This is a genomic window from Kitasatospora sp. NPDC030952, from assembly GCF_055571335.1.
In genome coordinates this window covers 88,810-102,656 of record NZ_JBVIFM010000003.1, presented here as the reverse complement: position 1 = coordinate 102,656, position 13,847 = coordinate 88,810, and the positions used below count along the sequence as shown (strand labels likewise).

The 13,847-nt window shown below is 72.2% G+C and carries 11 protein-coding genes; 7 read left to right on the top strand and 4 right to left on the bottom strand.

What is annotated here, in order from left to right:
• The first annotated feature begins 127 nt into the window (after positions 1–127).
• The 3 genes from ACZ47G_RS08070 to ACZ47G_RS08060 all read left to right on the top strand — a co-directional run bounded on the left by ACZ47G_RS08070 (position 128) and on the right by ACZ47G_RS08060 (position 3,010).
• Complete coding sequence (locus ACZ47G_RS08070) at positions 128–664, top strand: MarR family winged helix-turn-helix transcriptional regulator (protein ID WP_465740631.1); 537 nt, start codon at positions 128–130, stop codon at positions 662–664.
• 94 nt (positions 665–758) lie between these two features.
• Positions 759–1,097: a DUF3817 domain-containing protein gene (locus tag ACZ47G_RS08065; protein WP_465740630.1), complete on the top strand. Its 339-nt coding sequence runs from the start codon at positions 759–761 to the stop codon at positions 1,095–1,097.
• 212 nt (positions 1,098–1,309) lie between these two features.
• On the top strand, positions 1,310–3,010 hold the full coding sequence (locus tag ACZ47G_RS08060) for an acyl-CoA mutase large subunit family protein (protein WP_465740629.1): 1,701 nt from the start codon (positions 1,310–1,312) through the stop codon (positions 3,008–3,010).
• 89 nt (positions 3,011–3,099) lie between these two features.
• On the opposite strand, the gene ACZ47G_RS08055 is transcribed toward ACZ47G_RS08060, so the two are convergent.
• Positions 3,100–3,729 (bottom strand): TetR/AcrR family transcriptional regulator, encoded by a 630-nt coding sequence (locus ACZ47G_RS08055; protein ID WP_465740884.1) that lies wholly within the window; start codon positions 3,727–3,729, stop codon positions 3,100–3,102.
• Positions 3,730–4,113: 384 nt separating this feature from the next.
• Here ACZ47G_RS08055 and ACZ47G_RS08050 point away from each other — a divergent pair, with 384 nt between their 5' ends.
• The 4 genes from ACZ47G_RS08050 (at position 4,114) to ACZ47G_RS08035 (ending at position 8,761) form a co-directional block, all read left to right on the top strand.
• Positions 4,114–5,103 carry a tetratricopeptide repeat protein gene (locus ACZ47G_RS08050; RefSeq protein WP_465740628.1) on the top strand — a complete coding sequence of 330 codons (990 nt, stop codon included), beginning with the start codon at positions 4,114–4,116 and terminating at the stop codon, positions 5,101–5,103.
• 725 nt (positions 5,104–5,828) lie between these two features.
• Positions 5,829–6,500: a DUF6230 family protein gene (locus ACZ47G_RS08045; protein WP_465740627.1), complete on the top strand. Its 672-nt coding sequence runs from the start codon at positions 5,829–5,831 to the stop codon at positions 6,498–6,500.
• A 177-nt stretch (positions 6,501–6,677) separates the two neighbouring features.
• Positions 6,678–7,340, top strand: a complete 663-nt coding sequence (locus ACZ47G_RS08040) for a DUF6114 domain-containing protein (RefSeq protein ID WP_465740626.1) — start codon at positions 6,678–6,680, stop codon at positions 7,338–7,340.
• The gene (locus tag ACZ47G_RS08035; protein WP_465740625.1) at positions 7,337–8,761 is read left to right on the top strand and encodes a hypothetical protein; all 1,425 of its coding nucleotides are present in this window, start codon (positions 7,337–7,339) and stop codon (positions 8,759–8,761) included. Before ACZ47G_RS08040 ends, ACZ47G_RS08035 begins: the two co-directional genes overlap by 4 nt.
• 78 nt (positions 8,762–8,839) lie before the next feature.
• Here ACZ47G_RS08035 and pyk read toward each other — a convergent pair whose 3' ends face one another.
• From pyk to pta, 3 genes are all read right to left on the bottom strand, one after another.
• On the bottom strand, positions 8,840–10,267 hold the full coding sequence (gene pyk / locus ACZ47G_RS08030; protein WP_465740624.1) for a pyruvate kinase: 1,428 nt from the start codon (positions 10,265–10,267) through the stop codon (positions 8,840–8,842).
• A gap of 94 nt (positions 10,268–10,361) precedes the next feature.
• Complete coding sequence (locus ACZ47G_RS08025) at positions 10,362–11,585, bottom strand: acetate kinase (protein ID WP_465740623.1); 1,224 nt, start codon at positions 11,583–11,585, stop codon at positions 10,362–10,364.
• A complete protein-coding gene (pta, locus tag ACZ47G_RS08020) occupies positions 11,582–13,735 on the bottom strand; it encodes a phosphate acetyltransferase (RefSeq protein WP_465740622.1) in 2,154 nt (717 codons plus the stop codon). Before pta ends, ACZ47G_RS08025 begins: the two co-directional genes overlap by 4 nt.
• Between the last annotated feature and the right edge of the window lie 112 nt (positions 13,736–13,847).

The following is a 13,847-nucleotide window of genomic DNA, read 5'->3' as shown; positions in this document are numbered from 1 at the left end:
ATTCACACCGGCGCAATGTCCAGGTATGGACCTGGCCGTCCGATTGGCGGGTTCCCGCCACGTGTCGCGCTTGTCCACCATCAGGACGGCTGGTAGCACACGTCCCGTCCGCCGGTACGGTAAGGAGGTGGCCAAGCCCCTCGCACTCGACTTCGACCCGATCGCCCGCGCCGACGAACTGTGGGCCCGCCGCTGGGGCAACGTGCCCTCGATGGCGGCGATCACCTCGATCATGCGCGCCCACCAGATCCTGCTCTCCCGGGTCGACGCGGTGCTCAAGCCGTACGGCCTGACCTTCGCCCGGTACGAGGCGCTGGTGCTGCTGACCTTCAGCCGGACCGGGGAGCTCTCGCTGTCCAAGATCGGCGAGCGCCTGATGGTCCACCCGACCAGCGTCACCAACACCGTCGACCGGCTGGAGCGGGCCGGACTGGTCGCCCGCCGCCCCAATCCGCTGGACGGCCGCGGCGTGCTCGCCGCGATCACCGGGCGCGGCCGCGAGGTCGTCGAGGAGGCCACCCGGGAGCTGATGGCCATGGAGTTCGGGCTGGAGGAGTACGGCCCCGACCAGTGCCGCCAGGTGTTCGACCTGCTCAAGCCGCTGCGCGTGGCGGCCGGGGACTTCACCGAGCCGGGCGAGGGGGCTGCTCGGGAGCGGCCGTGAGGGCGGCTACCCTCATGGGAGCGGTGCGCGGATCCGGGCGTGCCGGCGGATCCGGGCACACCGGCCGAAACTGCCGAGCGAGGCGAGGAAGAGAATGAAGGCGACCCCCCTGCTGGGCTGGTACCGCGGCCTGGCCATTGCGACCGGCTGCGCGCTGCTGGTGTTCTGCGGCTTCATGGTCGCGAAGTACGGCTTCGACACCGCCGAGAACCTGACCACCTACGTCGCGATGCTGCACGGCTACCTGTACATCGGGTACTTCGTGGTGACCTTCATGCTCGGGCAGAAGCTGAAGTGGCCGCTCGGCCGGCTGGTGCTGACCCTGGCGGCGGGCTGCATCCCGTTCCTCTCCTTCGTCTTCGAGCGCAAGGTGGCCCACGAGGCCGCCGAGCAGCTCCCGGCGGGCGGCGCCCGCCAGCCGGCCGGCGTCTGAGTCGCACGCGCACCGCGAGGGCGCCCCTTCCCCGACGGGGGAGGGGCGCCCTCGGCGTTTCCGGCCCTCCCCGGCCGTCCCCCGTCAGCCGTCCCCCGTTCTCCGGGCGGGCCTCCATCGACAACTACTAGGACGTCCGAGTAAATTGGTAGGACGTCCTAATAGCTGTGCCGCCCGGTGCCGTGGCGGCCGTACGGAGCGGAGTTCGGCCCATGGACGCCGAGGAGATCGAGCGCGGTCGTCAGCGCTGGCAGCAGCGGTACGACAAGGCCCGCAAGCGCGACGCGGACTTCACCACCCTCTCCGGTGACGAGGTGGAGCCGGTCTACGGCCCGGCCCCCGGGCAGCCCGTCGAGGGCTTCGAGCGGATCGGCTGGCCGGGCGAGTACCCGTTCACCCGCGGCCTGCACCCCACCGGCTACCGCGGCCGCACCTGGACCATCCGCCAGTTCGCCGGCTTCGGCAACGCGCAGCAGACCAACGAGCGCTACCGGATGATCCTGGACGCGGGCGGCGGCGGCCTCTCGGTCGCCTTCGACATGCCGACCCTGATGGGCTACGACTCGGACGACCCCAAGTCGCTCGGCGAGGTCGGCCACTGCGGCGTCGCCATCGACTCGGCCGCCGACATGGAGGTGCTGTTCGCCGGCATCCCGCTCGGCGAGGTCACCACCTCGATGACGATCAGCGGCCCGGCCGTTCCGATCTTCTGCATGTACCTGGTCGCCGCCGAGCGCCAGGGCGTGGACCCGGCGGTGCTCAACGGCACCCTGCAGACCGACATCTTCAAGGAGTACATCGCCCAGAAGGAGTGGCTCTTCGCCCCCGAGCCGCACCTGCGCCTGATCGGCGACCTGATGGAGCACTGCGCCCAGGGCATCCCGGCGTACAAGCCGCTGTCCGTCTCCGGCTACCACATCCGCGAGGCCGGGGCGACGGCCGCGCAGGAGCTGGCGTACACCCTCGCCGACGGCTTCGCCTACGTCGAGCTGGGCCTGTCCCGCGGCCTCGACGTGGACGTCTTCGCGCCCGGCCTGTCCTTCTTCTTCGACGCGCACCTCGACTTCTTCGAGGAGATCGCCAAGTTCCGCGCCGCGCGCCGGATCTGGGCCCGCTGGATGCGCGACCGCTTCGGCGCCAAGACCGACAAGGCGCAGTGGCTGCGCTTCCACACCCAGACCGCGGGCGTCTCGCTCACCGCCCAGCAGCCGTACAACAACGTGGTGCGCACCGCCGTCGAGGCGCTCTCCGCGGTGCTCGGCGGCACCAACTCGCTGCACACCAACGCGCTGGACGAGACCCTGGCGCTGCCCTCCGAGCAGGCCGCCGAGATCGCACTGCGCACCCAGCAGGTGCTGATGGAGGAGACCGGCATCACCAATGTGGCCGACCCGCTGGGCGGCTCCTGGTACGTCGAGGCGCTCACCGACCGGATCGAGCAGCAGGCCGAGGCGATCTTCCAACAGATCTTGAACAAGAGCCGTCTGGACAAGGGCCGCGAGGACCACGGGATCGGCCCGATCACCTCCGGCATCCTGCGCGGGATCGAGGAGGGCTGGTTCACCGGCGAGATCGCCGAGGCGGCCTTCCAGTACCAGCAGTCGGTGGAGAAGGGCGACAAGCGCGTGGTCGGCGTCAACTGCCACCCCCGCAGCGTCACCCCCGACCTGGAGATCCTGCGGGTCAGCCACGAGGTCGAGCGCGAGCAGGTGCGGGTGCTGGGCGAGCGCAAGGCGGCCCGGGACGACGCGGCGGTGCGGGCCGGGCTGGACGCCATGCTGGCGGCGGCGCGCTCGGGCGAGTCGATGATCCCGCCGATGCTGGACGCGGTGCGCGCCGAGGCGACCCTGGGCGAGATCTGCAACGTGCTGCGGGAGGAGTGGGGGACGTACCGGGAGAACGCGACGTTCTGACCGGCTGACGTCTGACCGGCGAACGAGGCCGCCCCGTACGGGAGTTCCGTACGGGGCGGCCTCGTCGTGCGCTCGGTCTCGCCGTGCGCTCAGCCCGTGGTGAGCGGGCCGAGCAGCAGGTCGGTGAAGCGGCGGGTCCACTCGGGGGTGATCGGCTCGCCGCTGACCAGGACCCGGTGCTCGACGGTGCCGGCGATGGTGTCGAAGATGATGTCGACCTCCTCGTGGGCCGACTCGACGCAGGCGTCCGCCTCGAGTTCGCCGCGCGCCTGGGCGGCGGCCCGGCCCTGCCGGACCAGCCGCTTCTGCGGGTCCACGATCGCCTCCCGGATCCGGCGGCGCAGTTGGGGGTCGCGGGTGCCCTCGGCGAACAGCGCGAGCAGGGCGGCCTGGGTCTCGGGGCGGGCCAGCAGGCCGGCGAACTGGCCCACCACGGCCTCGATGTCGGCCCGCAGGCTGCCGAGGTCGGGCATCACGAGGTCGTCGAAGAGGCTGGCGACGGCGTCGACCACCAGTTCGTTCTTGGAGGGCCAGCGGCGGTAGAGCGTGGTCTTGGCGACCCCGGCGCGGCTGGCGACGTGCCCCATGGTCAGTCCGCCCCAGCCGAGTTCGGCGAGGGCCTCGCGGGTGGCGTCGAGGATCGCGAGGTCGGCGGCGGCGCTGCGCGGGCGACCCTTGGCCCGGACGGTGCCGTCCCGGACGGCGTCGTCCGGGCTCACGGAGGGCTGGGCGGCCGGCACCGGGTCTCCTTGCGCTTTACTGGTAAGTAACTTGGGTGGGGCTGGTAACGGTAGCGACTGTTCGCCGATTCGGGCAGCCGGGCGGACCGGGAAAGTGGGGCAGGTCACGTCCCCGAAGCACCGCTGGGGCTTGCGGCCGGGGCACCGGCTGCAGTTACGCTACGACCTGTAGCGAAAGCAGTGACAACCAGGCGCCGCACCCGTGGGACGGGGCGGCGCGGGTGCGGGTGGGGATCCGCGCCGAACGGTTCAGGCTACCGGGGGAAGGGCGCGTCGGCCGGGAACCCGCACCGCGCGGCCCGCGCGGGGCGACTTTCCGGAGGATGGTGCCCGCGAGCAGCGCGGACGGGGGAGGATGGTGCCATGCAGCCACGGAATTCGCGTCCCAACAACACCGCCCTGCGCGGTGCGGTCGACCTCGCCGCAGTGAAGGCGGCCGGAGAGGCCGCCCAGAAGGCCGAGCAGGCCCGGGCCGAGCGGGCCCGCCAGGCGGCCGCCGCCGAAGCGGACGGAGTCGCCCCCCAGCCCGCCTACGAACTCGTCATCGACGTCACCGAGGACACCTTCGAGACCGAGGTCGTCCAGCGCTCCAACGAGGTGCCGGTCGTCATCGACTTCTGGGCCGAGTGGTGCGGGCCCTGCAAGCAGCTCAGCCCGATCCTGGAGGGCCTGGCCGAGGAGTACGCCGGCCGCTTCGTGCTCGCCAAGATCGACGTGGACTCCAACCAGCTGATCGCCCAGCAGTTCGGCATCCAGGGCATCCCGGCCGTGATGGCCGTGGTGGCCGGCCAGCTGGTGCCGCTGTTCCAGGGCGCGGAGAGCGCCGCCAACGTCCGCAAGGTGCTGGACCAGCTGATCCTGGTCGCCGAGCAGCGCTTCGGCATCTCCGGTGGCGCGGGCGCCCCGGGCGAGGCCGCGGCCGCCGCACCGCAGCGGCCGGAGGACCCGGCGCTGTCCGCCGCGCACGACGCGCTGGACGCCGGTGACCTGGGCGGCGCCATCCAGGCGTACCGGAACGTGCTGGCCGACCAGCCGGGCAACACCGAGGCCAAGCTGGGCCTGGCCCAGGCCGAGCTGCTCAAGCGGATCGAGGGGCTGGACCTCCAGGCGGTCCGCGCGGCCGCCGCCGCCGACCCGAAGGACGTCGCGATCCAGCTGCAGGCCGCCGACCTGGACCTGGTGGGCGGTCACGTCGAGGACGCCTTCGGGCGCCTGGTGGACACCGTCGGCCGGACCTTCGGCGAGGACCGGGACACCGCCCGGCTGCGCCTGCTGGAGCTGTTCGAGGTGATCGGCCCGGATGACCCGCGGGTCGTCGCAGCCCGTACGGCGCTGGCCCGCGTGCTGTTCTGATCCACCCTCGCGTCGGCTCCGGCCGGGGCCTGGCACCGAGTGCCTGGCACGTCGGATGACCTGCGGTGTCGCCCGGTGATTTGGCGACAATCCGGTCAACCGGACAGAGGTTTACCAAATCTTGATTTCACCCGTGGGTAGTCACGTTCCGTGACTACCCACGGGTGTTTCATTGGTGTTTCCGGCGGATTTCGTCGTCACGCTTCCTTCAACACGTCACGCACGGTGCAACTCGGGTCAATTTCATGATCAATGCCACCTGCTGTTGCATTACCCGTCAGTAAGGCACCCCTTGTGCTTCGCCCGGGATTCAAGCACGATCGGCCACGCCCGGTCCCAGACTCCACACCCTCCGACAGCCGGTCGGCCAAGCGGAGCGAGGGATCCCCACCGGGTGATCCGTCGGCCCCAGGCCGGCGGTAGGGAGGGCAGGGGGGTATCCGCGGTCCCACGGCGGTTCCTGTCCTCGACCGGCCGCGCGGCCCTGCGCGGTCGCTGGTTGTCGCTCGGGGGTGATCGCCGATGTCGTCGGTCCGACCCGCCGTCCCGCAGGGACGGCCGGTTCCTGGACGGGAGTGCCGCAGCACGCAGGCCGCTCCCGCGTCCGCCGACGCCCGAGGCGCTCTCCGCTACCGAGGACGTAGCTCTCTCCCATCCCAGGCCCCCACCGGCGCGGGACGCGCCGCCGGGGAGCCGGAGATGTACGTCCTAGAAGGAGGACTCGCATGTCCAAGACCTACGGCAAGACCCGCTGGAAGCGCTTCGCCCTGGTGATGGTGCCGAGCGTCGCGGCCACCGCGATGGTCGGCGTCTCGATCGCCAACAGCGCGCTCGCCGCCTCGTTCAGCATTTCCGGCCAGCAGTTCAAGGTCAGCACCGACCAGCTGCACGGCACCAACTTCGCCCAGTTCGGCACGGTCGACATCGAGGCCAGCGGCAAGCCGCACCCGGTCGCGGTCTCGGCCTTCGACCACGCCGACATCACCAACCTGTGCCAGTCGGTGGTGACCGACCTGTCCGCGTTCGGCCTGGGGAAGATCACCCTCCAGCTGCACGCCGGCGCCGAGGCGGGCAAGCCGGTTCAGGCCGACAACCTGCTGATCGACCTGGAGCAGCTGAAGGCGGACGCGACCTTCAGCCAGATGAACATCGGCCAGGACGCCTCCACCCTCTCGGGTACGGCCACCCAGGGCTGGGCCCCGCACGCGGGTGTCACCAAGGCGGGCGGCGGCGCCGGCCTGCCGTCCGGCGCGACCGGCTTCGCCCAGTCCGCCAAGACCGCCGACCTGAGCGGCGTTCAGCAGACCGCGCGGGCCACCTCGGCCGGCACCTTCAAGCTGAACGGCCTGAACCTCGCGCTGAAGAGCGGCGACGGCCCGGGCAACGAGTGCTTCTGAGCCCCGCCTGACGGCACGCCGACCGGCGTGCCCGGGTGAGGCCACTTCGGGCCGGGGGCGGCGGGCACACCGCCGCCTTCCGGCTCGGGGGCCTGTCGCCCGGCTCCTTGCCGGGGCCGAGCGACAGACCCCATCCCCCCTTGTTCTTCCCTCGTAGCGACGTCGAGGAGCTGCACCATGTCCAGCGCAACGGTCGAAACGCGGCCCCGCCAGCAGAACCCCGTCGGGTGGCTCTGGCGGCACTTCCGTGAATTCCGCCGCACCAGGCCCTTCTGGGGCGGCCTGCTGGCCATGATCGCCGGCGTCCCGATCCTCTACTTCCCGTACGCGCACCTCACGTTCGGCGGGCTGACCATCGCGATGTCCACCACGGCGGGCGCCGGGTCGCTGATCATCGGGGTGCTGATGATCATCCTCGGGCTGACCGCCTGGTTCCAGCCCGCCGTACGGGTCTTCGCCGGCATCGCGACCATCCTGCTGACGCTGGTCTCGATCCCGGTCTCCAACCTCGCGGGCTTCGGCCTGTCGCTGCTGCCGGGCCTGATCGGCGGTGGGCTGATGGTCTCCTGGGCGCCGCTGCCCGAGCCGTCCACCGCCCCGGCCGGCGGGCGGCGCGCCCGTCGCGGCAAGCAGGCGGACAACGCGGTGGCCGAGAGCGTCGCCACCGAGCCGACGGCCGCCGAGCCGACGGCCGCCGAGCCGACGGCTGCTGAAGCCACCGAGGCCCCCACCGCCAAGCTGCCCGCCCAGGCCACGCCGAAGGAGCCCGCCGTCGAGCCGGCCGCCGAGGCCGCCGTCCCGCAGCAGCCCGCAACCGGGTCGCAGGAGGAGGCGCGGTGAGCGGGCCGGCCGAGCAAGCAGAGGGCACGGCCGTCCCCGCGCAGCGCTCCGGCCGGCACGCCGCGCCGCGCACGCCGGTCCGGGTCCGGCTGAGAGGCCGCGCCCTGGCGATGGCCGCGGTGCCGACCGCACTGCTGATGGCCGCCGCCTACACGCCCAACCCGGCGGTCGCCGAGTCCGCGGCGGGCAAGCCCTGCGGCAACGCGCCGGTGGCCGTCCCGGACGTGACGCCGATCGAGACGCCCGTCCCCAAGAGCGAACTGCCCGAGCCGCCGCCCGCGTCGTCCGGCACGCCCTCGACCGGCCCGAGCTCGGTGCCGACCACCGCGCCGACCCAGATGCCGACGACGGCCCCGACCCAGGCCCCGACCACCGCTCCGACGAAGCCGTCGGCCACCACGACCACGCCGCCCGCCGCCCGTACCGCCACCACCGCCACCACCGGCGGCTCGGGCGCGGTGAGCGCGGTCTACCGGGGCACCGGCGACGGGACGGCCACCGCGAGCCAGGCCGGGCTGATCGACGACCTCGTCGGCGGCATCAACCACCTGCTGAACCCGGGGAGTTCGGCCGCTCCGGCGCCGAGCGCGACACCCAGTGCCACCCCCCAGGGGCCCGCCGCCCCCGCCCCGCGGGTCGGCACCCCGGCGCAGCCCGCCCAGCCGCCGGCCCCGGCCGCCGGCACCCAGCAGGCCGCGCCGCCCGCCGCCCAGCCCTCCGGTGCCCAGTCGTCCGCCGCCCAGCCCTCGGGCGGGCAGCCCTCGCCGGCCGCCACCGCCACCGGCGGCAAGCCGGGCGCCAAGGCGGCGCCGTCCGCGACCCCGTCGGCGGGCGGGTCGGTCACCGCCACCCCGTCCGCCTCGCCCACCGCGAACCCCAACTGCGACGTGGACGCCCGCAATCTGACCGCCGGCGCGGCCTCGTCCGAGCAGGTCGTCCCGGAGCAGAACTGGACGCTGCAGACCAGCCGGCTCGGTCTGCACGGCGCGGTCTTCCACGGCGTCTACGACGTGAAGACCCCGACCGGCACCAAGCGGGTGCTGAAGTTCGTGGTCGACAACGTGGACATCGAGAACCTCGACATGTCGACCCTGGAGGGCAACGGCGTCACCTTCCACGTGCAGGGCGCCCCGGGCTCGACCTCGACCATGCGCAACGGTCCGGTCACCATGTACGTGGAGCGGCTGTCCGGCCACCTCTCCAAGCTGCTCGGCCTGCCGATCCCGATCGACCTGGGCGAGATCACCCTCACCCCGGATACCCTGCCGCGCTGGCTGTACGACCTGATCGGCGCCATCCCGATCCCGCTGGACCTGGAGCTGACCGGCGTCACCGCCAAGCAGGCCGGCCAGTTCGGCGGCACCCTGCACATCCCGGGGATGCACCTGTTCAACGACAACGCGCCCTACAGCGACAAGTAGGCGACGAGCGCGACAACGCCCGTGGGGCGGCCCTCCGTCGAGGAGGAGCCGCCCCACGGGCGTCGTGCCGGAGGCCGGTTACTCGCCGTGCGAGCCCACGCGGTGCACCTGCACCAGGTTGGTGGTGCCGGGGATGCCGACCGGGACACCGGCGGTGACGATCACGGTGTCGCCCTCGGTCAGCTGGCCCATCTTCAGCAGCTCGCGGTCGACCTGCGCGACCATCGCGTCGGTGGTGGCCACCTGCTCGGTGACGTACGACTCGACGCCCCAGCTCAGCGTGAGCTGGTTGCGGGTGGCCGCGTCCGGGGTGAACGCGATCACCGGGATGGGCGAGCGGTAGCGGGACAGTCGGCGAGCGGTGTCACCGGACTTGGTGAACGCGATCAGCGCCTTGCCGTTGAGGAAGTCGCCCAGCTCGCACGCGGCGCGGGCGACGGAGCCGCCCTGGGTGCGCGGCTTGCGGCCCGGGTTGAGCGGCTGGAGGCCCTGGGAGACCAGCTCCTCCTCGGCCTTCTCGCAGATCCGGCTCATGGTGCGGACGGTCTCGACCGGGTACTTGCCGACGCTGGACTCGGCGGAGAGCATCACCGCGTCGGTGCCGTCCAGGATGGCGTTGGCGACGTCGGAGACCTCGGCGCGGGTCGGCCGCGAGGCGTGGATCATCGACTCCATCATCTGGGTGGCGACGATGACCGGCTTGGCGTTGCGGCGGGCCAGGGTGATCAGCTGCTTCTGGACCAGCGGCACCCGCTCCAGCGGGTACTCGACGGCCAGGTCGCCGCGGGCGACCATGATGGCGTCGAAGGCGAGGACGATCTCCTCCATGGCCTCGACGGCCTGCGGCTTCTCGATCTTGGCGATGACCGGCACCCGGATGCCGACCTCGTCCATGACCTCGTGGACGTCCTTGATGTCGTCCGCGTTGCGGACGAAGGACAGGGCGACCATGTCGACGCCCAGACGCAGCGCGAAGCGCAGGTCGTCCTTGTCCTTCTCGGACAGGGCGGGCACGTTCACGGCCGCACCGGGCAGGTTGATGCCCTTGTTGTTCGAGAGCACGCCGCCCTCGACCACCACGGTCTTCACCCGCGGGCCGTCGACGCTGACGACCTCCAGGGCGATGACGCCGTCGTTGATCAGGATCGGGTCGCCGGGCTTCACGTCGCCGGGCAGGCCCTTGTAGGTGGTGCCGCAGATGTGCTGGTCACCGGGGACGTCTTCGGTGGTGATGGTGAACTCGTCGCCGTTGTCGACGGTCACCGGGCCGTTGGCGAAGGTCGCCAGACGGATCTTGGGACCCTGGAGGTCGGCCAGGACGCCGATGGCCTTGCCGGTGTCCTCCGAGACCTGGCGGACCTTGCGGTACCGCTCCTCGTGGTCCGCGTGGTTGCCGTGGCTCATGTTCAGTCGGGCGACGTTCATGCCCGCCTCGACGATGGCCTTCAGCTGTTCGTAGGAGTCCGTGGCCGGACCCAGGGTGCAGACAATTTTCGCTCGGCGCATATGGATCAGTCTATCCGTTCGTGTTATAGGTGCATTCGGCACGGACCGGGAGGAATCGCCGACGAAGGATCCCGAGGAGCGAGACATTTCCGTGTCAGTCCTCGGACAGCTCGCCCTCCCGGTGCACCAGGGCGAAGGCCTGCCGGGCGATCTCCAGCTCCTCGTCGGTGGGCACCACCGCGACCGCCACCCGGGAGAACGCGGGCGAGATGATCCTGGCCCCGCCCGAGCGCACCGAGTTCAGCTCCGGGTCCACGGCGATGCCCAGCTCCTCCAGTCCCGCGGTGGCCGCCGCGCGCACCGGCGCGGCGTTCTCGCCGACGCCCGCGGTGAACGCGATCGCGTCCACCCGGCCGAGCACCGCGTAGTAGCCACCGATGTACTTGCGCAGCCGGTGGACGTACGCGTCGAAGGCGAGCTTCGCGTCCGCGTCCCCCTCGTCGGCGCGGCGCATGATCTCACGCATGTCGTTCTCGCCGCACAGGCCGCGCAGGCCGCTGCGGCGGTTGAGCAGGTCGTCGATCTCGTCCACGGACAGGCCGCCGACCCGGTGCAGGTGGAACACCACGCCGGCGTCGATGTCGCCCGAACGGGTGCCCATGACCAGGCCCTCCAGCGGGGTCAGGCCCATCGAGGTGTCCACGCAGCGGCCGCCGCTGACCGCCGAGGCGGAGGCGCCGTTGCCCAGGTGCAGCACGATCACGTTGACCTCGGCCGGGTCCTTGCCGAGCAGCCGGGCGGTGGCCCGCGAGACGTACTGGTGCGAGGTGCCGTGGAAGCCGTAGCGGCGCACCCGGTGCTCGTCCGCGACGGCCTTGTCGATCGCGTAGCGGGCCGAGTACTCGGGCATCGAGGCGTGGAAGGCGGTGTCGAACACGGCCACCTGCGGCAGGTCCGGCCGCAGCGCGCGGGCCACCTCGATGCCGGTGATGTTGGCCGGGTTGTGCAGCGGCGCGACCGGGATCAGCCGGCGGATCTCCTTCAGCACCTCGTCGGTGATCACGGTCGGCTCGGTGAACCGCTTGCCGCCGTGCACCACCCGGTGGCCGATCGCGGCCAGCTCGGGGGAGTCCAGTCCGAGGCCGTCCGCGGACAGTTCCTCGGCGACGGCCTTCAGCGCGGCCGAGTGGTCCGGGAAGGCCTGCACCAGCTCGCGCCGCTCACCGGCGCGCGGGGTGTGCACCAGCCGGCCGCCGGCCTCGCCGATCCGCTCGACCAGGCCGGAGGCCAGCCGGGCGCCGTCCAGCATGTCGATCAGCTGGTACTTCACCGACGAGGAGCCGGCGTTCAGAACGAGGACGCGGGTCCCTGCGGTCATGCCTGCGGCTCCTTGTCGTTGTCGTTCGTGTCGTTCTTGTCGTCCTGGGCCTGGATGGCGGTGATCGCCACGGTGTTGACGATGTCCTCCACCAGCGCCCCGCGCGAGAGGTCGTTGACGGGCTTGCGCAGCCCCTGCAGCACCGGGCCGACGGCGACCGCGCCGGCCGAGCGCTGGACGGCCTTGTAGGTGTTGTTGCCGGTGTTGAGGTCCGGGAAGATCAGCACGGTCGCCCGCCCGGCCACCGGCGAGCCCGGCAGCTTGGTCGCCGCGACGTGGGCGTCCACCGCCGCGTCGTACTGGATCGGGCCCTCGACCAGGATGTCCGGTCGCAGCGCGCGGACCAGCTCGGTGGCCTTGCGGACCTTGTCGACGTCCGCGCCCGAGCCGGAGGTGCCGGTCGAGTACGAGAGCATCGCGACCCGCGGCTCCACCCCGAACTGGGCGGCGGTGGCGGCGGACTGGATCGCGATGTCGGCCAGCTGCTGGGCGTCCGGGTCGGGGTTGACCGCGCAGTCGCCGTACACCAGCACCTTGTCGGCCAGGCACATGAAGAAGACCGAGGAGACGATCGAGGCGCCCGGCGAGGTCTTGATCACCTCGAAGGCGGGCCGGATGGTCGCCGCGGTGGAGTGCACCGCGCCGGAGACCATGCCGTCGGCGATGCCCTCCTGGACCATCAGGGTGCCGAAGTAGGAGACGTCGGTGACCACGTCCAGGGCCAGTTCGACGGTCATCCCCTTGTGGGCCCGCAGCCGGGCGTACAGCTCGGCGAACTGGCGCCGCAGCGGGCTGGTGGCCGGGTCGACGATCCGCACCTGGGCCCGGTCGGCGCCCGGCTCGTCCTGCGGGAGGACGATGCCCAGGGCGGCGGCCTTGCGGCGCACCGCGTCGACCTCGCCGAGCAGGGTGAGGTCGCAGATGTTGCGGCGCAGCAGGATCTCGGCCGCGCGCAGCACCCGCTCCTCGGCGCCCTCCGGCAGTACCACGTGCCGGCGGCCCGCCCGGGCCCGCTCCAGCAGCTCGTGCTCGAACATCATCGGGGTGACCCGCTCCGACCGGCCGACCTCGATCCGGTTGGTCAACTCGACGGTGTCCACGTGCAGTTCGAACAGGCCGAGGGCGATCTCGGCCTTCCGGGGGCTGGCCGCGGTGAGCTTGCCCTCCAGGTGGGTCAGGGTGGCGGCGGTGGGCCAGCTGCCCTCGGGGACGACCGCGACCGGGGTGCCGGGGGCGAGCCGGGCGGCCAGCGCCATCACGTTGGGGCCGGGGTGCTGGCCGAGGGTCAGCAGCACGCCGGCGATCGGCGGGGCACCGGCCGCGTGCGCGGCCAGCGAGCCGATCACCAGGTCGGCGCGGTCCCCGGGGGTGACGACCAGGGCGCCCTCGGTCAGCGCGTCCAGGAAGGTGGGCAGCATGGCGCCGCCGAAGACGAAGCGCCGGACGTCCCGGGCCAGGCCGGCCGCGTCGCCGAGCAGCACCTCGGCGCCGGTCGACTCGACGAGTTGGGCGACGGTCGGGGCGGCCAGCGCCGGCTCCTCCGGGATGACGTAGGCGGGGATCGGCAGCTTCTCGGTGAGCGTGCGCTGGATCCGCTGCTTGGCGGCCGGGGCGGTCCGGTTGGCGATCATCGCCAGGGTCGCGCAGCCGAGGTCGGTGTACGCCCGGTGGGCGTTACGCACCTCGGCGATCACCGCCTCCGCCTCCTTGCCCTGCCCGCCGACCACCGGCAGCACCGCGGCGCCGAACTCGTTGGCGAGCCGGGCGTTGAAGGCCAGCTCGTCCGGGATGTTGGTGTCCGCGAAGTCGGTGCCGAGCACCAGCACCGCCTGGCAGCGCCGCTCCAGCGCGCGGAACCGGTCCACCAGCGCGGAGACCAGTTCGTCCTGCCCCTGGGCGGCCTGCAGCGCGGCGGCCTCCTCGTAGGTGAGCCCGTACAGCTCCTGGCTCGGCAGCTCGATCCGGTACCGCGCGCGCAGCAGCTCCACCACGTGGTCCGACCCCGGCTCCCCTGGCGCCGCCGCGTGCACCAGCGGACGGAACACCCCGACCCGGTCCACCTGGCGGGTGAGCAGTTCCATGACCCCGAGCTCGACCGCCTGCCGGCCGTCCCCCCGGTCGATTCCGGTCACGTACACGCTGCGCGCCACGTGGGTGTCTCCGTCCCGTCGTCTCGGAAGGTCGTCATGTCGACCATACCTTCGCACCCCGAACGGGCGTCCGCGAGCAGAGGGCGGCCGGGGAGGCAAGGGACGAAGGTCC